General features: G+C 65.4%; 16 protein-coding genes. 11 read left to right on the plus strand and 5 right to left on the minus strand.

Features of this window, described 5'->3' with window-relative positions:
* Positions 1 to 61: 61 nt before the first annotated feature.
* Entirely contained in the window at positions 62 to 442 is a 381-nt protein-coding gene (panD, locus tag PKB_RS24365; protein WP_043255272.1) for an aspartate 1-decarboxylase, read from the plus strand.
* A 68-nt stretch (positions 443 to 510) separates the two neighbouring features.
* The gene (pgi, locus tag PKB_RS24370; protein WP_043255274.1) at positions 511 to 2,175 is read left to right on the plus strand and encodes a glucose-6-phosphate isomerase; all 1,665 of its coding nucleotides are present in this window, start codon (positions 511 to 513) and stop codon (positions 2,173 to 2,175) included.
* Positions 2,176 to 2,236: 61 nt separating this feature from the next.
* Here pgi and PKB_RS24375 read toward each other — a convergent pair whose 3' ends face one another.
* Positions 2,237 to 3,202: a GlxA family transcriptional regulator gene (locus PKB_RS24375; protein WP_043255276.1), complete on the minus strand. Its 966-nt coding sequence runs from the start codon at positions 3,200 to 3,202 to the stop codon at positions 2,237 to 2,239.
* A gap of 103 nt (positions 3,203 to 3,305) precedes the next feature.
* Between PKB_RS24375 and PKB_RS24380 the strand changes: the two genes are divergently transcribed.
* The 9 genes from PKB_RS24380 (at position 3,306) to PKB_RS24420 (ending at position 14,797) form a co-directional block, all read left to right on the plus strand.
* Entirely contained in the window at positions 3,306 to 4,400 is a 1,095-nt protein-coding gene (locus PKB_RS24380; RefSeq protein ID WP_052355371.1) for a DJ-1/PfpI family protein, read from the plus strand.
* A gap of 63 nt (positions 4,401 to 4,463) precedes the next feature.
* Entirely contained in the window at positions 4,464 to 6,401 is a 1,938-nt protein-coding gene (gene acs / locus PKB_RS24385; RefSeq protein WP_043255280.1) for an acetate--CoA ligase, read from the plus strand.
* 93 nt (positions 6,402 to 6,494) lie between these two features.
* Positions 6,495 to 7,373 carry an oxygenase MpaB family protein gene (locus PKB_RS24390; protein ID WP_043255282.1) on the plus strand — a complete coding sequence of 293 codons (879 nt, stop codon included), beginning with the start codon at positions 6,495 to 6,497 and terminating at the stop codon, positions 7,371 to 7,373.
* 114 nt (positions 7,374 to 7,487) lie between these two features.
* Complete coding sequence (locus PKB_RS24395) at positions 7,488 to 8,666, plus strand: acetyl-CoA C-acetyltransferase (protein ID WP_043255284.1); 1,179 nt, start codon at positions 7,488 to 7,490, stop codon at positions 8,664 to 8,666.
* Between the two features lie 77 nt (positions 8,667 to 8,743).
* A complete protein-coding gene (locus PKB_RS24400) occupies positions 8,744 to 9,352 on the plus strand; it encodes a response regulator transcription factor (protein WP_043255286.1) in 609 nt (202 codons plus the stop codon).
* A gap of 102 nt (positions 9,353 to 9,454) precedes the next feature.
* Positions 9,455 to 12,667: a DUF748 domain-containing protein gene (locus PKB_RS24405; protein ID WP_043255287.1), complete on the plus strand. Its 3,213-nt coding sequence runs from the start codon at positions 9,455 to 9,457 to the stop codon at positions 12,665 to 12,667.
* 11 nt (positions 12,668 to 12,678) lie between these two features.
* Complete coding sequence (locus PKB_RS24410) at positions 12,679 to 12,969, plus strand: DUF2845 domain-containing protein (RefSeq protein WP_043255288.1); 291 nt, start codon at positions 12,679 to 12,681, stop codon at positions 12,967 to 12,969.
* A 15-nt stretch (positions 12,970 to 12,984) separates the two neighbouring features.
* On the plus strand, positions 12,985 to 13,287 hold the full coding sequence (locus PKB_RS24415) for a DUF2845 domain-containing protein (protein WP_043255290.1): 303 nt from the start codon (positions 12,985 to 12,987) through the stop codon (positions 13,285 to 13,287).
* 61 nt (positions 13,288 to 13,348) lie between these two features.
* Positions 13,349 to 14,797, plus strand: a complete 1,449-nt coding sequence (locus PKB_RS24420; RefSeq protein WP_043255293.1) for a rhomboid family intramembrane serine protease — start codon at positions 13,349 to 13,351, stop codon at positions 14,795 to 14,797.
* Between the two features lie 48 nt (positions 14,798 to 14,845).
* On the opposite strand, the gene PKB_RS24425 is transcribed toward PKB_RS24420, so the two are convergent.
* The 4 genes from PKB_RS24425 to pnp all read right to left on the minus strand — a co-directional run bounded on the left by PKB_RS24425 (position 14,846) and on the right by pnp (position 19,376).
* Complete coding sequence (locus PKB_RS24425) at positions 14,846 to 15,043, minus strand: CsbD family protein (RefSeq protein WP_043255295.1); 198 nt, start codon at positions 15,041 to 15,043, stop codon at positions 14,846 to 14,848.
* A 28-nt stretch (positions 15,044 to 15,071) separates the two neighbouring features.
* Positions 15,072 to 15,422, minus strand: a complete 351-nt coding sequence (locus PKB_RS24430) for a BON domain-containing protein (RefSeq protein ID WP_043255297.1) — start codon at positions 15,420 to 15,422, stop codon at positions 15,072 to 15,074.
* Between the two features lie 196 nt (positions 15,423 to 15,618).
* Positions 15,619 to 17,037 (minus strand): tetratricopeptide repeat protein, encoded by a 1,419-nt coding sequence (locus PKB_RS24435; RefSeq protein ID WP_043255298.1) that lies wholly within the window; start codon positions 17,035 to 17,037, stop codon positions 15,619 to 15,621.
* Between the two features lie 233 nt (positions 17,038 to 17,270).
* A complete protein-coding gene (gene pnp / locus PKB_RS24440) occupies positions 17,271 to 19,376 on the minus strand; it encodes a polyribonucleotide nucleotidyltransferase (RefSeq protein WP_043255300.1) in 2,106 nt (701 codons plus the stop codon).
* Positions 19,377 to 19,426 lie beyond the last annotated feature (50 nt).

Consider the following 19,426-nt stretch of genomic DNA (forward strand, 5'->3'; position numbering starts at 1 on the left):
CCGGTTGGGCATACTCTGCCGCCGTTCGCGCCAAGCCCCCACAACAACAGGAGCGCCCGCCATGCACAGCATCATGCTCAAGGCCAAGCTGCACCGTGCCGAAGTCACCCACGCCGTCCTCGACTACGAGGGCTCCTGCGCCATCGACGGCGAATGGCTCGACCTCGCCGGCATCCGCGAGTACGAACAGATCCAGATCTACAACGTCGACAACGGCGAGCGCTTCACCACCTACGCTATCCGCGGCGAGGAAGGTTCGCGGATGATCTCGGTCAACGGCGCCGCGGCGCACAAGGCCAAGGTCGGCGACCGGGTGATCATCTGCGCCTACGCCCAGTACAGCGACGCCGAACTGGTCGACTACAAGCCGCGTATGCTCTACATGGCTCCGGGCAACCAGCTCAGCCACACCAGCAACGCCATTCCGGTCCAGCTGGCCTGATCGCGAAAGCCCGGAACACCCGGGCTTTTTCACGCTCAAACGCACGTCTCATTCGCCGAAGGTACGCCATGGAACACCACCTCACCCCGCTGGACGCCACTCGCCTTGGCAGCTGGCAGGCTCTCGTCGAACACCGCAAGGACCTGCAGCATTTCAGCATGCGCCAGGCGTTCGCCAGCGATCCGAAGCGCTTCGAACGCTTCTCGCTGAGCGCCTGCGGCCTGTTCCTCGACTTCTCGAAGAACCTGATCCGCGAAGACACCCTCGACCTGCTGGTCAAACTGGCGGAAGAGGCGCAGCTGGGTGAGGCCATCCAGTCGATGTTCCGCGGCGAGGTGATCAACGCCTCCGAGCGTCGTCCGGTACTGCACACCGCGCTGCGCCGGCCGATCGGCGACAAGGTGCTGGTGGACGGCGTCGACGTGATGCCGGAAGTGCACCGCGTGCTGCACCAGATGACCGAACTGGTCGCCGCTGTGCACAACGGCCTGTGGCGCGGCTACACCGAGAAGCCGATCACCGACGTGGTGAACATCGGCATCGGTGGTTCCTTCCTCGGCCCGCAGCTGGTTTCCGAAGCCCTGCTGCCGTTCGCCCAGAAAGGCGTGCGCTGCCATTACCTGGCGAACATCGACGGCAGCGAATTCCGCGAGATGACCGCCAAGCTCAACGCCGAGACGACCCTGTTCATCGTCTCGTCGAAGTCCTTCGGCACCCTGGAAACCCTGAAGAACGCCCAGGCCGCACGCGCCTGGTACTTGGCCCAGGGCGGCACCGAGGCGGAGCTGTACCGCCACTTCATCGCCGTATCCAGCAACAAGGAAGCGGCGACCGCCTTCGGCATCCGCGCCGAGAACATCTTCCCGATGTGGGACTGGGTTGGCGGCCGTTACTCGCTGTGGTCGGCCATCGGCCTGCCGATCGCCATGTCGGTCGGCATCAACAACTTCAAGGAGCTGCTGTCCGGCGCCTACAGCATGGACCAGCACTTCCAGACCGCGCCCTTCGCCCGCAACATCCCGGTTCTGCTGGGCCTGCTCGGTGTCTGGTACGGCGACTTCTGGGGCGCGCGCAGCCACGCGATCCTGCCGTACGACTACTACCTGCGGAACATCACCGACCACCTGCAGCAGCTGGACATGGAATCCAACGGCAAGAGCGTGCGCCAGGACGGCACCCCGGTTTCGGCGGGCACCGGCCCGGTGATCTGGGGCGGCGTCGGCTGCAACGGCCAGCACGCTTACCACCAACTGCTGCACCAGGGCACCCACCTGATCCCGGCGGACTTCATCGTCCCGGTGTCCAGCTACAACCCGGTCGCCGACCACCACCAGTGGCTGTACGCCAACTGCCTGTCGCAGAGCCAGGCCATGATGGTCGGCAAGAGCCGCGAAGAAGCCGAGGCCGAGCTGCGCGCCAAGGGCGTGGATGAAGCCGAAGTGCAGCGTCTGGCGCCGCACAAGGTGATTCCGGGCAACCGCCCGAGCAACACCCTGGTGCTCGAGCGCATCAGCGCCCGCCGCCTGGGCGCGCTGATCGCCATGTACGAGCACAAGGTGTACGTGCAGAGCATCCTCTGGGGCATCAACGCCTTCGACCAGTGGGGCGTGGAGCTGGGCAAGGAGCTCGGTAAGGCGGTCTACGGTCGTCTGGTCGGCAGCGAGGAATCGGCGGCAGAAGACGGCTCCACCCAGGGCCTGATCAACTACTTCCGCGGCCGTCACCGCGGCTGATCGGCGCCTCGCGACACCCGAGTGCCCACGCCCTGGCGACAGGTCGTGGGCACTGTCGTTTCTAGCGGCAGAAACGCTGGCGGTATTCGCTCGGCGTCACGCCCAGCGTCTCGACGAAGGCCCGGCGCAGGTTGTACTCGCTGCCGAAGCCAGTCCGCTCCGCCGTCCGCTTGAGCGAAGCGGAGTCGCCCTCCAGCAGGCGGCACGCCGCTTCCAGACGCAGCTGCAGCAGCAACTTCGCCGGGCTCACACCTAGCGCCGACTGGCAGTGCCTATGCAGCGTCCGCGAGGAAACTGCCATTCGCGCAGCCATTTCCTCGACATCCAGCGCCTCGTGCAGGTGCTCGCGCAGGCAGGCCACCAGACGTTCTGCCAGGCCGCCCGACGGCGCCTGCTGGGCCAACAGCTCGGCGCTGAACTGGCGCTGTCCGCCGGGGCGGCGCAGGTACATCACCAGCCCCTTGGCTACCCGCAGGGAAAGCTCGCGGCCGTAATCTTCTTCGACCAGGCTCAGGCACAGGTCCATGCCAGCGGTAACACCCGCCGAGCTATAGAAGCGTTCGTCTCGTACGAAGAGCGCGTCTTCCAGCACCCGCAAACGCGGAAACAGGCGCTGCAGTAGCGCGGCGTAACGCCAGTGCGTAACGACGGGACGTCCATCCAGCAGACCGGCCTGCGCCAGCAGGAAGGCGCCGGTGCAAATGGCGCCGCAGCGGCGAACGTGCGGCGCAGCATCACGCAGCCAGGCTGCCAGCCGCCCTTGCGCCAGCACCTTCTGTACTCCATAGCCGCCGGCCACCAGCAGCGTGCAACCCACCAGGCTCGCCGGCTCCGGCAGCGCTTCGCTCATCAACTCCAGCCCCGTACTGGAACGCACCAACCCGCCTTCCGGAGATACCGCGCGCAGCGCATAGGCTGCGCCAGGCTGATGCTCGGCGACCGAGGCGAATACATCCGCCGGCCCGCTTGCGTCGAGCAACTGGAAGTCGGGAAAGATCAGCAGGATCACCGAATGGGGAGCGGTCATGGCAGCAGCACTCACACGAGGATTGGCAGATATTCACCTATCAGTGTCATTTACGACATCCCTGGAACGAACAGACTGGTGGCCCACTTCCAGGAGAACGACCATGCGCATCCTGCTGCTGACCGCACTGCTGCTTTTTCAAGCCATAGTCGCCCGCGCCGAAGACGAACGAATGCCGAGCTTCCACCCACGTGTCGAAGGCGCGCGTCCGCTGGTAGCGGTGGTCGGCGAGAACCGCATGACCGAACTGGTCGACTTCCTGGTGCCCTACGGCGTACTGAATCGCGCGGGCATCGCCGAAGTGATGGCGCTGTCGACTGACGAAGGACCGCTGAACCTGATGCCGGCGCTTCGGGTCCGCGCACAGATGACCACCGCCGAATTCGCCCGGCGTTATCCACAAGGCGCGGACTACCTGATCGTCCCCGCCGTGCATGACAGCGGCGATTCCGGGCTCGTCCAATTCGTCGCCACCCAGGCAGCCAAAGGCGCGGTCATCGTCGGCATCTGCGATGGCGCCAAGGTGCTCGCCCAGGCTGGCCTGCTGGACGGGCGCCAGGCGACCGCCCACTGGTATTCGCGGAGGCAGCGTGAGCGCGACTTCCCCGCCGTGCGCTGGCAGAACGGGCGCCGTTACGTGGTGGACGGCAAGCGGGTCACCAGCTCGGGGGTCAGCGCCGCGCTGCCGGTGTCACTGGCGCTCGTCGAAGCTATCGGTGGGAGGGCCCGAGCGGAGGCTCTCGGCAGCGAACTGGGCATTGACGACTGGTCGCCACGCCTCGACGGCCAAGCCTCCAGCCTTGGCTTCGACGGTTACCTCGCGGCGGCGACGAACACCCTGGCGCTCTGGCGCCACGAAACCTTCGGCGTTCCCCTGCAGGCGGGCATCGACGAGATCGCCCTGGCCCTGCGCATCGACGCCTGGGCGCGCAGCTATCGCACGGATGTCCTGACGACGGGCGCAGCACCCGTCATCAGCCGCGCCGGCCTGGAACTGCTTCCGGACTCCGCCGCAACCGACCTGAGCCCGCTGCCCGGCCGTGCCCTGCCCGCAGGCGAAACCCTCGACGAGGCGCTGGATTTGCTCACCACGCGCTACAACCAGGAGACCGCGAAGCTGGTCGCCGCCCAGCTCGAATATCCGCGCCCCGACCGCCGCGCCGCCACGGACAGTCGAAAGACCATGGACTACCCTTGAACCCGCCACGGCCTGGATGCACCCTTAGGAGTCATCTCGGCTCGACAACAACAAGGATTCGCCATGTACGAGATCAGCCTTCACCCCGTGCCGGAAGCGACGCGCCAGCGCGCCCTTCTCGACAATGATGCCTACCTGCGGATGTACCAGCAGTCGGTAGAGAAACCCGATGAATTCTGGGGCGAGCAGGCCAAGGTCTTCCTCGACTGGTTCAAACCCTGGCACTCGGTGCACCACGGCGACCTCGCCCGCGGCCAGGCCAGTTGGTTCAAGGGCGGCCAGCTCAACGTCGCCTACAACTGCATCGATCGCCATCTGGAGAAGCGCGGCGACCAGGTCGCCATCATCTGGGAAGGCGACAATCCCAGCGAATCCGCGCACATCACCTACCGCAAGCTGCACAGCCATGTCTGCCGCCTGGCCAACGTGCTCAAGAGCCGTGGCGTGGAGAAGGGCGACCGGGTCTGCATCTACATGCCGATGATTCCCGAAGCGACCTACGCCATGCTGGCCTGCGCGCGCATCGGCGCCATCCACTCGGTTGTCTTCGGTGGCTTCTCGCCGGACTCCCTGCGCGACCGCATCCTCGACTCCGACTGCCACGTCGTGATCACCGCCGACGAGGGCGTGCGCGGCGGCAAGTACGTCCCGCTCAAGCAGAACGTTGAAAAGGCCCTGGGCGACTGCCCGAACGTTTCCACCGTGGTCGTCGTGCAGCGCACCCAGGGTGAAGTGCCCTGGGTCGAGGGCCGCGACCTCTGGTACCACGAGGCCCTGCACGGCGTGAGCGAAGACTGCCCGCCGGAACCGATGGATGCCGAGGACCCGCTGTTCATCCTCTACACCTCCGGCTCCACCGGCAAACCCAAGGGCGTGCTGCACACCACCGGCGGCTACCTGCTGGGCGCGGCCATGACCCACAAGTACGTGTTCGACTACCACGACGGCGACATCTACTGGTGCACCGCGGACGTCGGCTGGGTCACCGGGCACAGCTACATCGTCTACGGCCCGCTGGCCAACGGCGCCACCACGCTGGTGTTCGAGGGCGTGCCGAACTATCCGGACGCCTCGCGCTTCTGGCAGGTGATCGACAAGCACCAGGTGAACATCTTCTACACCGCCCCCACCGCCATCCGCGCGCTGATGCGTGAAGGCGAAGGCCCGGTGAAGAAGACCTCGCGCAGCAGCCTGCGCCTGCTCGGCTCGGTGGGCGAACCGATCAACCCGGAAGCCTGGGAGTGGTACTACCACGTGGTCGGCGAGACCCGCTGCCCGATCGTCGATACCTGGTGGCAGACCGAGACCGGCAGCATCCTCATCACCCCGCTGCCCGGCGCTACCGCGCTCAAACCCGGTTCGGCCACGCGCCCGTTCTTCGGCGTGCAGCCAGTACTGCTCGACGAGAAGGGCCACGAGATCGAGGGGCCGGGCTCCGGCGTGCTGGCGATCAAGGCCAGTTGGCCGAGCCAGATCCGCAGCGTCTACGGCGACCACCAGCGGATGATCGACACCTACTTCAAGCCCTACCCCGGCTACTACTTCACCGGCGACGGCGCACGCCGCGACGAAGACGGCTACTACTGGATCACCGGGCGGGTCGACGACGTGATCAACGTCTCCGGCCACCGCATCGGCACCGCCGAGGTGGAAAGCGCCCTGGTGCTGCACGATGCCGTGGCCGAAGCCGCGGTGGTCGGCTATCCGCACGACCTCAAGGGCCAGGGCATCTATGCCTTCGTCACGCCGATGAAGGGCGTTGAGCCCAGCGACGCGCTGAAGCAGGAGCTGGTCGCGCTGGTCAGCAAGGAAATCGGCAGCTTCGCCAAGCCCGAACTGCTGCAGTGGGCGCCAGGCCTGCCGAAGACCCGTTCGGGCAAGATCATGCGGCGCATCCTGCGCAAGATCGCCTGCGACGAGCTGGATAACCTCGGTGACACCTCCACCCTCGCCGATCCCAGCGTGGTCCAGGGATTGATCGACAATCGCCTGAACCGCTGATGCGACATCCGGTCACGGGCTGCAAGCAAGGCGGCGGCAGATTAAGCTGAAAGCGATCACCGCCGTGTTGCAGCCCGAGGCCTGAAGTCGTTCATGGAAAGCGTTCGCCGTCATATCGAAAGCCAGGTCCTGAGCCTGACCGGTCTCGCCCTAGGAGGAGTCGACTTCGAATCCCCCAAGGGCGACCCGGGCCTGTTCGGCCCCGATTCCGCCTGCTGGAAGGTCCATGGCGATTTCAGCTCCATGCTCATCGGCGGCATCAGCGCCCTGCTCCTGCAGATGCTGCATCCGAGCGCCCTCGGTGGGGTGTGGGATCACTCCAACTTCCGCGCCGACATGCTCGGCCGCCTGCGCCGCACCGGCCAGTTCATCTCCACCACCACCTACGGCTCGCAAGCCGACGCCGAGAAGCTCATCGCGCGGGTCATCCGCATCCACGAGAGCGTCACCGGCACCCTGCCCGACGGCACGCCCTACGCGGCCAGCGATCCGGAACTGCTGACCTGGGTCCACGTCGCCGAAGTCAGCTGCTTCCTCAAGTCGCACCTGCGCTACCTCAACCCGGACCTGCCCGGCAGCGAGCAGGATCGCTACTACGACGAGATCGCCCTGGTCGCCGAACGCCTGGGCGCGCGCAACGTGCCGCGCTCGCGGCAGGCGGTGGAGGAGTATCTGGAGCGCATGCGCCCGCACCTGCGCTACGACGAGCGCACCCGTGAAGTGGTCGATGTGCTGCTCAATGCGCCGGCGCCGAGCTCCTTCGCCAAGCCCTTCGGTGTGTTGATGATGCGCGCCGGTATCGACCTGCTGCCCGAATGGTCGGCCGACATGCTCGGCCTGTCCCTGCGTCCTATCCAGCGCCAGCTGATCCGCGCCAGCGTCAAGCGCAGCGTGCCGCTGCTGCGCTGGGCGGTGCGCAACGGCTCGCTGCATCGCGCACGCCGGCGCATGGGCCTGCCACCGCTGCGCTGAGCTCTCGCCAAGCGTGACCACTCGGTTCGGGGAGTGGCCCGCCACAGCCCCCTGTGCAACCATGGCCGATCGTTCGCGGCGGCGCTCTGCCGCCATCAGCTGAGGAATCACGCTATGCAAGATGTCGTCATCGTCGCTGCCACCCGTACCGCCATCGGCAGCTTCCAGGGCTCCCTTTCGTCCCTGCCCGCCCACGAACTGGGCGCCGCGGTGATCCGCCAACTGCTCGCACAGAGCGGCGTGGCCGCGGATCAGGTCGATGAAGTCATCCTCGGCCAGACCCTCACCGCCGGCGCCGGGCAGAACCCCGCGCGCCAGGCCGCCATCGCCGCCGGCCTGCCCAACAGCGTGCCGGCCATGACCATCAACAAGGTCTGCGGCTCCGGCCTCAAGGCGCTGCACCTGGCCGCCCAGGCGATTCGCTGCGGCGACGCCGAAGTGATGATCGCCGGCGGTCAGGAAAGCATGAGCCTCGCCCCCTATGTCATGCCCGGCGCCCGCACCGGCCTGCGCATGGGCCACGCCAAGCTGGTCGACAGCATGATCCAGGACGGCCTGTGGGATGCCTTCAACGACTACCACATGGGCATCACCGCCGAGAACCTGGTGGCCAAGTACGAGATCAGCCGCGAAGAGCAGGACGCCTTCGCCGCCGAGTCGCAGCGCAAGGCCGCCGAGGCTGTCGCTGCCGGTCGCTTCGAGGCGGAAATCACCCCCATCGAGATTCCCCAGCGCAAGGGCGAGCCGCTGCGCTTCGTCGTTGACGAGCAGGTTCGCGCCGGCACCACCGCCGACGCCCTGGGCAAGCTCAAGCCGGCCTTCAAGAAGGACGGCAGTGTCACCGCCGGCAATGCCTCGACCCTCAACGACGGCGCCGCCGCCGTGCTGCTGATGAGTGCGGCCAAAGCAAAGGCCCTGGGTCTGCCGGTGCTGGCGCGAATCGCCGCCTACGCCAATGCTGGTGTCGACCCGGCGATCATGGGCATCGGCCCTGTGAGCGCCACCCGTCGCTGCCTGGAGAAGGCCGGCTGGGCGCTGGCCGACCTCGACCTGATCGAAGCCAACGAAGCCTTCGCCGCCCAGGCCCTGGCAGTGGGCAAGGAGCTCGGCTGGGACGCGGCCAAGGTCAACGTCAACGGCGGTGCCATCGCCCTCGGCCACCCGATCGGGGCCTCCGGCTGCCGGGTGCTGGTAACGCTGCTCCATGAAATGCTCCGTCGCGATGCAAAGAAGGGCCTGGCGACCCTGTGCATCGGCGGCGGCCAGGGTGTCGCCCTGGCCATCGAGCGCTGAGCATTTTTCTCGGTGCGGTCGCCAGGACCGCACCGGCCGCACTAAGGTGGGCCCCTTGCAAGCATTGGGGAGCGCCCATGAACAAACGTGTCGTCCTGGTCGAAGATCACCCGGCCGTGCGCCTGGCAGTCCGCGCGCTGCTGGCGCGCGACCCGCAATTCGAGATCGTCGGCGAAGCCATGGACGGCAATACCGGGCTCAACCTGGTGCGCCAGGAGCGCCCTGACCTGGTGATCATCGACCTCGGCATTCCCGGCATGGACGGCCTGGACCTGCTCCCCCGCGTACAAGGCGTCGACCCGAACATCCGCCTGCTGGTGCTCAGCGCGCAGGACGAACGCCTCTATGCCAGCCGCGTGGAAGCGGCCGGCGGCCACGGCTTCGTCAGCAAGACCCGCGACACCTCCGCCATCCTCGACGCCGCGCGCCTTTTGGTCGCCGGTTACAACTGCTTTCCCAAACGAGCCGTCACTCCTCCCTCGCAAGACAGCCCCGTCGCCTTGCTGACCTCGCGCGAACTGGTGGTACTGCGGCGCCTGGTGTTCGGCCTGAGCAACAAGCAGATCGCCGATGAGTTGTTCCTCAGCCAGAAAACCATCAGCACCTACAAGACCCGCATCCTGGAAAAGCTGCAGTTGAGCAGCCTGGTCGACCTGGTCGAATTCGCCCGCGAGCACAACATCTAGGCACTATCCCTGGTTTTGCACTGGAGCCTTGTGCCGCATCCGGCTGAACTTCCGAGCCATGCCATACTCCTAGGCACGCCACGACGGAAAGCGACCCCCGCCATGACCAAAGGATTGATTCGTGTATGCGGCACCCTGGTGCTGCTTTTCCTCCTGTATTGCCTGCTCGGCTTCCTGATCCTCCCAGGCATCGCCCTGCGCGTAGCCAATCAACAGCTTGCGCAATACGCCACGCTGCCGGCTCATATCGAGCGCATCGAGCTGAACCCGCTCAGCCTGGAGCTGAACGTCTGGGGACTGCACGTTGGCCAAGGTGAGCAGGAGCAACTGGGGCTCAAGCACCTGTATGCCGACCTGCAGTGGGACAGCCTGTGGACTCGCCAGCTGCACCTGACCAACGTTCAGCTGGAAGGGCCGCACAGCGAAGTGCTGTTCGCCGAGGACGGCACGCTGAACCTCACCCGCCTGTTCAAGCTGCCGCCCAGCCAGCCTGCGCCGCAGGAGCCTCAGAGCAAACCGTTCCCGATCCACATCGAAAGCATCGCCCTGAGCCAGGGTAGCGTGCACTTCCTCGACAATCGGATGAGCGAACCGGTCGAGTTCGTCTTCGATCCGATGAACTTCGAGATGCACAACCTCAGCACGCTGCCCGACAGCGGTGCGCAAATGACGCTGGTCGCCGTCGGGCCGCACGGCGGCAAGCTCGACTGGAAAGGCGACCTCAGCCTCATCCCGCTGACCTCGAAGGGCAACCTGTCGATCCAGGGCATCCCGCTCAAGGCCTGGTGGCCCTATGTGCGCGACAACGTGCCGATGGATTTGCAGCAGGGCATCCTCAGCGTCGCCACCGAGTACAAGCTGGACCTCAGTCACGACACCCAGCTGCTGCTGGAGAAATCCAGCGCCAACCTGCACGACCTCGACCTCAAGGACCCGGCCGGCAAGCAGCTGGTGAAGATGACCAGCCTCGACGTGAGCGACACCAGCATCGACCTGGCCAAGCGCGAAGTGGTGGTCGGGCAGATCCGCAGCCAGGGCCTAGAAACCTCCGCGGCGCGCGAGAGGGACGGCCAGCTGGACTGGCAGAAACTCTTCGCCAACTTCCAGAAGCCTGTGCGCAAGTCGGCACAGGCCGCCGAACAGAAAGCCCCAGGCACGGATGTACAGGCCCCCGCACAGGCCCACGAGGGCGAGCAGAAGCCCGCGATGGCGCAAGCCCCTGCCAGCGAGCCGGCCAAAGACGCTGCGCCGGTGCCGAGCAAAGGCGAGGCTGCTCCGGCAGCGGAGAAGGCCACCGTCCAGGCAGCGGCAAAGCCCACGGCCGAGCCGGATGCCCATGCCCAGGCAAAGGCCGAAGCAAAGGCCCAGATCAAAGCCCAGGCACAGGCCGACCAGGCCGAAGCCGCCGCAAGCAAGCCAGCAAGCCCGCCACCGGAACCGGCCAAGCCCGTCGAACCGCAGAAGCCCTGGCACGTCGTGCTGCGCGACACCCAACTGCGCGGCTACAAGGTCCACCTCGCCGATCGCGTACCAGCCAAGCCGGTGGCGCTGGACATCGGCCCGCTCGACCTCGACCTGCAGAACCTCGACAGCACGCTGACCAGTCCGCTGCAGCTCAAGCTGAAGACCGCCATCGGCAACAAAGGTCAGATCGAGGCCAGCGGCCAGGTCATCCCCAACCCCATCAGCGCCAAGCTCAAGGTCGCCACCCGCGACATCGACCTGCGCCTGGCGCAGTCGTACCTCGAGCCCTTCATCCGCCTGGAACTGCGCAGCGGCTTCCTCGCCAGCGACCTCGACGTCGACCTGAAGAACACCGCTCCCCTGGCCTTCAGCGTCAACGGCAGTGCCCAGGTAACCCAGCTGCACACGCTGGACACCCTTAAAAGCCGCGACTTCGTCAAATGGCAGAAACTCACCCTCAACGGCGTGGCCTACAACCATGGCGACAGCCTGGTGATCCAGAGCGTCAGCTTCGAGCAGCCCTATGCGCGCTTCATCATCAACGAGGACCGCACCACCAACATCAACGACCTGCTGATCCCGCAGCCGCAGTCGGGTAGCGCACCCGCCAGCGCCTCCGCGAAGCCCGCCGCCAGCAGCGAGAAGCCGCTGGGCATCCGCATCGGCGGCATCCGCATCAACGACGGCTCGGCGAACTTCGCCGACCTGACGCTGCGCCCGGACTTCGCCACGGCTATCCAGAGCTTGGGCGGCGAGATCGGCACCATCGACAACCGCAATCCGCAGCCCGCCGCGGTGAATATCACCGGCAAGGTCGACAAGTACGCCCCGGTCAGCATCAAGGGCAGCCTCAACCCCTTCTCGCCGCTGGAGAAACTGGACATCGCCACCAGCTTCAAACGCGTCGAGCTGACCACACTGACGCCCTACTCGGGCAAGTTCGCCGGCTACCGCATCCGCAAGGGACGGCTCAACCTGGACCTGCACTACCAGATCACCAAGGGCCAGATGAAGGCGGAGAACAAGGTACTGGTGGAGCACCTGCAACTGGGCGAGAAGGTCGACAGCCCGGACGCCGTGGACCTGCCAGTGAAGCTCGCGGTAGCCCTGCTCAAGGACACCAACGGCAACATCGACATAGAGCTACCGGTGGAAGGCGACCTGAACAACCCGCAGTTCAGCGTCATGCCGATCGTCTGGCAGACCCTGCGCAACCTGGTGCTGCGGGCCGTGCAGGCGCCCTTCAAGTTCATCGCCGGGCTGGCTGGCGGTGGCGGCGACGAGGATCTTGGCGCGGTCTCCTTCACTGCAGGCTCCGCCGACCTGACCCCGGCCGCCCAGACCAACCTGGACAAACTGGTTGGCGCGCTCAAGCAGCGCCCGTCCCTGAAGCTCGAAGTGGAAGGCGTCAGCGCCGCCGCCAGCGACGGCCCGCTGCTCGCCGAGCAGCGCCTGCAGCAGGATTTCCGCGACAACTACTACAAGATGCTGCAACGCCGCGGCGACAAGGTGCCCAGCGATTCGAGCAAGCTCGAAGTACCGGAAGACGTGCAGCCCGCCCTGCTCGAAGGCATCTACCGCACACGCCTGAAACAACAGCCGCCGGCAGAATGGCAGCAACTGAGCAAGGACGAGCGCACGGCCAAGATGCGCAAGGCCGTGGTCGACTCCTGGAGCGGCAGCGCGCTGCTGCTGCGCAAGCTCGCGCAGCAGCGTGGCGCGCAGATCAAGGACTACTTGGTGTCCAAGGGCGGACTGGGGGATGATCGTATCTATCTGATCGACGTCAGCCAGGGCGAGGCCGACAAGAACGGCGAAGTCGCCACCCAACTCCACCTGGACAGCGATTGAGGCAGTCCGCGATGAAACCCCTTCCCCTTTTGGCCGGCGCCCTGCTCCTGGGCGCTGGCTTCGCTCACGCCGACAGCATGCGCTGCGGCAGCTCGCTGGTGGACGTTGGCGACCGCGCCTGGGAGGTCGAGCAGAAGTGCGGCCCGCCGGTGCACCGGGACGAAGTCGGCTACACCGTCGGCGAGTACGACCGCCGCGAATACCGCATCGAGGAATGGGTCTACGGCCCGAACAACGGCGCAACCTACATCCTGACCTTCGAAGCCAATCGCCTGACCCGCATCGAATTCAAGCGCGACTGACCTCGCGGAGCCCCCATGCGCCTTGCCGCCCTTCTCCCTGTTCTGTTCCTCTTCGCCGCCGCTCAGGCCAGTGCCGACAGCATGCGCTGCGGCAGCACCCTGATCAGCAGCGGCGACACCACCAGCGACGCCTACTCCCGCTGCGGCGAACCGACCGACCGCTCCTACCTCGGCACCCGCATCGTGGTTGGCGACTGGGGCCAGCGCGAGGAAGTGCGGGTCGAGGAATGGATCTACGGCCCGTGGAACGGAATGCTGTATTTCGTGATCTTCAAGGGCAACCGCGTCGACTCCATCCAGAGCAAGCGCAGCGACTGACAGCCTCGGGGCGCGGTGATAGTCTCGCGCCATCATTGCGCCTGCCAGGGATAGGACGCCCATGCTCATCGTTCCCGCCGAACACCCGCTGGACTGGAAGAAGCCACCGCAGATCACGCTGCTGCTGATCCTGCTCAACTGCCTGATCTTCTTTTTCTACCAGGGCGGCGATGACGCCCGGCAGCAGCATGCGGTCGACGTCTACCTGCAGCAGGACCTCCTCGGCCACGAGCGCCCGCTGTTCGCCGAATCCTTCGCCCGCCGCGAGAAGCTCGACATCACCCAACAGCAGCAGATCGAGCGCATGCGTCGCCAGGACCTGGCCTGGGTGATCCTCCGCGACCTCGAGTTCGGCCACGAACTTCGCAGCCTCCCGGCCTACCAGCAGGATCCAGCCTGGCAAGCGGCGCGCGAACAGGCCGAGGCCGCGCGCAACCAGCTCAGCTCGCTGCGCTTTGGCTTCATCCCGGCGCACTTCACCCTGCAGGGGCTGGTCGGCTCGATGTTCCTGCACGGCGACTTCTGGCACCTGTTCGGCAACATGGTGTTCCTCTTCGTCTTCGGCTTCGCCCTGGAAGTGGCGCTTGGCCGCGCAATGTACCTGGCGCTGTATCTGCTCAGCGGCCTGTGCTCGGGCCTGCTGTGGTGGGCGCTGGACCCGGTGTGGGTCACGGGGATTGGCGCCTCCGGCGCGATCTCCGGGCTGATGGGCATGTACATCGGCGTCTACGGTCTGAAGCGCATCCGTTTCTTCTACTGGCTGGGCCCGATGCTGGGCTATTTCCGCGCGCCGGCGCTGTGGATCCTGCCGCTGTGGATGGGCAAGGAACTGTTCGGCCTGCTGCGCGCCGCCGACCACGTCAACTACTACGCGCACCTCGGCGGGCTCGCCTCGGGTTTTCTACTGGTGTGGCTGCCCCGCCAGTTCGGTCGAATCAAGGTCGACGAAGCCTATCTGGCCAAGGAAGACCCGGATGCCCCGTTCAAGCGTGAGCTCGCCGCGCTGGACGCGCTGATCGGCCGCTTCGCCCTGGACCAGGCCTCTACCCGTGGGCTGGAGCTGCTGGCGCGCTATCCCGGTCGCCTGCTGCTGATCGAGCGCCTCTACGGTGTCGCCCGCTCTCGTCAGGACGGCGCTCTCTACAACGCGCTGCTCAAGCAACTGTTCGCCCTGCCGACAGCGGAGGGCGCAGCCCTACTGCGCCGTCTGGCTGACGACAGTGCGGGGGAAGATCAGCGCCTGCTTCGCCATCCGCAGGTGCAACTGCACCTGCTGCAGAAGCTCCTGCAAATGAGCGACACCCAGCGCGCCCTCGCCGCCTGGCGGCGGGTGGCCCGGAGCGGCCAGCAGCTGGCGCAACTGCCGCAGCTCACCCTGCAACTGGCCAAGCAGCTTGGGCCGCAGCGCGATAGCCGCGTCCTCGCCGAACTGGATCAGTTCCTGCGCAAGGCCTATCCGAACGCCGAGCAGACTCGCCAGCTCGCCCTCTACCAGCAGCAGGCGCGCTGACAAAAAGAAAGGCCCCTCCGACGGATACCGGAGGGGCCTTGAGAACGGCTACAGACGATCGCTGAATTCACGTACTTCCTTTTCCGCGCGCTCGCGCGTCCAGCCGTAACGCTCCTGCAGCTTGCCAACCAGATACTCGGCGTGTCCGTCCGCCGCCTTCAGATCATCGTCGGTCAACTTGCCCCACTGCTCCTTGAGCGTGCCGGACAACTGCTTCCATTTACCTTTGATCACATCGCTATTCATGACGGGGCTCCTCTACAGCTGGGCGAGCTCAATCCACGGCCTTCAGGCCATCGGCCGATACAGCCTTCACTCCCTTGATGCCTTTGGTGGTCTGGATCGCCAACTGACGTTCGGCGTCCGTCTTCACCGTGCCGGACAGGGAAACCACACCCTGGTTGGTTTCCACCTTGATGCTGGTGCCGCTGATGTCCTTGTTGGCGATCAGGCTGGATTTCACCTTGCTGGTGATCCAGGTATCGGAAGCCATCTCTTCGGTTTTCTGCACGGTTTCATTCGCGGCGAGGGTCGTCGGTTGCGCGAACACCGAACCGGCGAACGAGAAACTGATGGCGGAGGCAGTAGCAGCGGCAAGGGCCAGTTTGCGGAAACGGGGTTTCATGGCGATCTCTCCTATTGCTTGCGAAGAACTGCAGCCATGCCTGGCGGCAGTGACAGGAGCGATATCGCAAGCCTCGGGCCAACTTTTGCCATCAAAATAAACCATTGAATATCAAATACTTAACTTGAAATTCAGAAACCAATGGCTGGGCAAATTGCACAATGAGCCGCAGCTCACCGTGCAATTTGCAGTATCCCTAGCTGCCTTGCGCAGCCATGCGCGCGAGCACCCGCTCCAGTGCTTCGACTTCACCGAGCAGCGGGCTTTCGGGGTAGCGCTGGCGGATGAAGGCGAGCAGTTTGCCCGCCGCATCCGCTTGGCCGAGCCCCTCTGCGAAACCACGGGCCGCCAGCAGATACGCGCGGGCACCATGCGGGTACTGCGGGAAACGCTGGTGCAGGTTGCGCAGCAGGCTTAGGCCTTCGCGGGTCTTGTGCCGGTCCAGGAGGACGCCGGCGATGCGCTCGCAGATCAGGGGGTCGTCCGGCAGGAAGTCGGCTTGAAGTTGGCGCGCATTGAGGAAGGCGTTGGCCGCCAACTGCGGGTTGCTCCGGCAGGCCAGCGCCAGGTAGCCCGGCAGGTGTGCCAGACAATCACCGCGCTCGTTGAGCACGTACAGCAGTTGGTGATAGCGCTCATTGAGCCGCAAGTCTTCCGGGTCCTGGCGCAAGGCCGAGCTGAGGATTTCCACAGCAGCGCCGCCCTGCCCTTCCTTGACCCGGACCTCGGCTTCCGCGAGCGCCTTGCGACGGCGCCATTCGGCCTCGGGGAAGCCCTGGGCCGCGTCGTCGCCGGCGACCACGTAGCCCAGAGCGCCCTGATACTGGAACACCGCGTATCCCATCATGGCGCACATCACCACGCCGAAATACCCGAACAGCAAGGCCAGAACCGGCAGCAACACCACCCGTGGCAGGCCGAAACCCAGCAGCCAGGCCAGGTAGCTCGGCGACTGCCAGAGGATGAAGAGAAACAGGCAAAGGATCAGGTAACGCCAACCCATGGCGGCGATCACCTGGCCTACTTCCGCCGGGCTCAGCGCGGCGCCCAGCGACTTGTCCAGCGCCAGGCGGATGATGCTGGCCGGCAGCACCAGGACCAGCGCGACGTTGACGCTCCAGAACAACGGCGGGCTCTCGAAGTCGGCCGCCAGCCAGAGCAGCACCATGGCCACGCCGAACACGCCGAGCTGACGCAGGAAGGCGCCGAAGCTGGAGCCATCGAAAGCCTCGGCCAGGCTCGGTGCGTCGTTGCTGCCGAGGCTGGCTTGCTCGATCACGCTGTGCAGGTATTTGGTGGCGATGCTCAGCAATGCCAGCCAGAACACGAGAACGCTCGGCATGAACAGGCTGGCCAGGGCCAGCGCGCCGGCGAACATCAGCGGGCCGGGTTGCAGCGCATAGGCGAAGAATTTCGGCAGGCGCTCCCAGAAAGGTTCGGCACTGTTGGCCGCGCCCAGGTAGCGCAGCTGGCCACGACACAGCGGGCAGGACGGCGCGTACTCCGGCACATCGGCATTGAGCGGCACACAGCAGTCGCCGAAGTGGCGCTCGCAGGGCGCGCAATGCCAGGTAGCGGGTTGCGCCTGGTGGTAGTGGCAGTGTTGCTTGTCCATCGGCCGCGGGTTCCTTCCGTGCTGGCGAGGCGCCATTGTCCAGGCAAAAAAAGAGGGCCCGCAAGGGGCCCTCTTTTTATTTCGCTACTGCTTGGAATCTGATCACGATCTCGCGAGCTAGAGCAGAACAAGGCGAAAACAGGTGAGGGAGCGCAGTTTAGACAGCTAAATGAGCATCACTCGCCTGTTTTCAACGCCGTTATGCCGACGCGCAGCAGATTGTGGCAGGTTCCTTAGACGCCGGAGGCTTCTGCAGCGGCCACGTCCTTGATGGACAGCTTGATGCGGCCGCGGTTGTCCACGTCCAGCACCAGGACTTTGACTTCCTCGCCTTCCTTCAGGACGTCGGTGACCTTGTCGATGCGCTTGTCGCTGATCTGCGAGATGTGCACCAGACCGTCTTTGCCCGGCAGGATGTTGACGAAGGCGCCGAAGTCGACGATGCGCTCGACCTTGCCGACGTAGATCTTGCCGATCTCGGCTTCGGCGGTGATGCCGAGGACGCGCTGCTTGGCAGCTTCAGCGGCTTCCTTGGTTTCGCCGTAGATCTTCACGCTGCCATCGTCCTCGATGTCGATCGAGGCCTTGGTCTCTTCGCAGATACCACGGATGGTGGCGCCGCCCTTGCCGATGACGTCGCGGATCTTGTCCGGATCGATCTTCATCATGAGCATGGTCGGGGCGTTTTCCGACAGCTCGGCGCGCGGCTGAGCGATGACCTGGTTCATCTGGCCGAGGATGTTCAGGCGAGCTTCCAGGGCCTGGCCCAGGGCGATCTCCATGATCTCTTCGGTGATGCCGTTGATCTTGATGTCCATCTGCAGGGCGGTAACGCCCTTGTCGGTACCGGCGACCTTGAAGTCCATGTCGCCCAGGTGGTCTTCGTCACCCAGGATGTCGGTCAGGACGGCGAACTTGTCACCTTCCTTCACCAGGCCCATGGCGATACCGGCAACCGGCGCCTTGACCGGCACACCGGCGTCCATCAGCGCCAGGGAAGCACCGCACACGGAAGCCATGGAGCTGGAACCGTTGGATTCGGTGATCTCCGATACCACGCGGATGGTGTAGGGGAACTCGTCCTGCGACGGCAGCATGGCGGCAACGCCACGACGGGCCAGACGGCCGTGACCGATCTCGCGACGGCCCGGGCTGCCCATGCGGCCGCACTCGCCCACCGAGAAAGGCGGGAAGTTGTAGTGCAGCATGAAGGCGTCCTTGCGCTCGCCTTCCAGGGTGTCCAGCAGCTGAGCGTCACGGGCGGTGCCGAGGGTGGCAACGACCAGGGCCTGGGTTTCGCCACGGGTGAACAGCGCCGAACCGTGGGTCTTGCCCAGTACGCCAACTTCGATCTTCAGCGGGCGAACGGTGCGGGTGTCGCGGCCATCGATACGCGGTTTGCCGGTAACGATGTTCTCGCGAACGATGCGGTATTCCAGCAGGCCGAAGACGTCTTTGACTTCAGCGGCCGGGTACTGGCCTTCGCCTTCGCCGGCGAACTTGGCGAGGACTTCCTCGCGCAGGGCGTCCAGGGCCGCGTAGCGTTCCTGCTTGACGGTGACGGTGTAGGCCTCGGAGATCGCAGCGCCGAACTCTTCCCGGATGGCGTTGATCAGGGCGGTGTTCTCTGCCGGAGCGCTCCAGTTCCAGGTCGGCTTGCCGGCTTCGGTGGCCAGTTCGGCGACGGCGCGGATGACAGCCTGGAACTCTTCGTGGGCGTACAGCACGGCGCCCAGCATCTGGTCTTCGGTCAGCTCGTCGGCTTCGGATTCAACCATCAGCACGGCGTCGGAGGTACCGGCCACGACCATGTCGAGGCTGGAGCTCTGCAGTTGCTCGTAGGTCGGGTTCAGGATGTAGCCGATTTCCGGGTGGAAGCCGACGCGAGCGGCACCGATCGGGCCTGCGAACGGAATGCCGGAGATCGCCAGAGCGGCGGAGGTGCCGATCATGGCAGCGATGTCCGGATCGGACTTCTTGTTGGTCGAAACGACGGTGCAGACGACCTGCACTTCGTTCATGAAACCTTCGGGGAACAGCGGGCGGATCGGACGGTCGATCAGGCGCGAGGTCAGGGTTTCCTTCTCGGAAGGACGGCCTTCACGCTTGAAGAAGCCACCCGGGATGCGGCCGGCGGCGTAGGTTTTCTCCTGGTAGTGCACGGAGAGCGGGAAGAAGCTTTTGCTCGGGTCTGCCTGCTTGGCACCGACGACGGTGACCAGCACGGTGACGTCGTCCATGGTGACCAGGACGGCACCGGTGGCCTGGCGGGCGATGCGGCCAGTCTCGAGGGTTACGGTCGACTGACCGAACTGGAATTTCTTGATTACCGGGTTCACGGTTTTTCTACCTTCTCTTTGTTGCCTTGGGGGAAATCGTGGAAATGCCG

Source organism: Pseudomonas knackmussii B13 (assembly GCF_000689415.1).
Lineage (GTDB): Bacteria > Pseudomonadota > Gammaproteobacteria > Pseudomonadales > Pseudomonadaceae > Pseudomonas > Pseudomonas knackmussii.

Coding starts and splice junctions, on each gene's coding strand:
- acs (WP_043255280.1), top strand. CDS start 4,464: ATGTACGAGATCAGCCTTCACCCCGTGCCGGAAGCGACGCGCCAGCGC.
- panD (WP_043255272.1), top strand. CDS start 62: ATGCACAGCATCATGCTCAAGGCCAAGCTGCACCGTGCCGAAGTCACC.
- PKB_RS24410 (WP_043255288.1), top strand. CDS start 12,679: ATGAAACCCCTTCCCCTTTTGGCCGGCGCCCTGCTCCTGGGCGCTGGC.
- PKB_RS24375 (WP_043255276.1), bottom strand. CDS start 3,202: ATGACCGCTCCCCATTCGGTGATCCTGCTGATCTTTCCCGACTTCCAG.
- PKB_RS24380 (WP_052355371.1), top strand. CDS start 3,306: ATGCGCATCCTGCTGCTGACCGCACTGCTGCTTTTTCAAGCCATAGTC.
- PKB_RS24395 (WP_043255284.1), top strand. CDS start 7,488: ATGCAAGATGTCGTCATCGTCGCTGCCACCCGTACCGCCATCGGCAGC.
- pgi (WP_043255274.1), top strand. CDS start 511: ATGGAACACCACCTCACCCCGCTGGACGCCACTCGCCTTGGCAGCTGG.
- PKB_RS24405 (WP_043255287.1), top strand. CDS start 9,455: ATGACCAAAGGATTGATTCGTGTATGCGGCACCCTGGTGCTGCTTTTC.
- PKB_RS24415 (WP_043255290.1), top strand. CDS start 12,985: ATGCGCCTTGCCGCCCTTCTCCCTGTTCTGTTCCTCTTCGCCGCCGCT.
- PKB_RS24425 (WP_043255295.1), bottom strand. CDS start 15,043: ATGAATAGCGATGTGATCAAAGGTAAATGGAAGCAGTTGTCCGGCACG.
- PKB_RS24430 (WP_043255297.1), bottom strand. CDS start 15,422: ATGAAACCCCGTTTCCGCAAACTGGCCCTTGCCGCTGCTACTGCCTCC.
- PKB_RS24390 (WP_043255282.1), top strand. CDS start 6,495: ATGGAAAGCGTTCGCCGTCATATCGAAAGCCAGGTCCTGAGCCTGACC.
- PKB_RS24400 (WP_043255286.1), top strand. CDS start 8,744: ATGAACAAACGTGTCGTCCTGGTCGAAGATCACCCGGCCGTGCGCCTG.
- PKB_RS24435 (WP_043255298.1), bottom strand. CDS start 17,037: ATGGACAAGCAACACTGCCACTACCACCAGGCGCAACCCGCTACCTGG.
- PKB_RS24420 (WP_043255293.1), top strand. CDS start 13,349: ATGCTCATCGTTCCCGCCGAACACCCGCTGGACTGGAAGAAGCCACCG.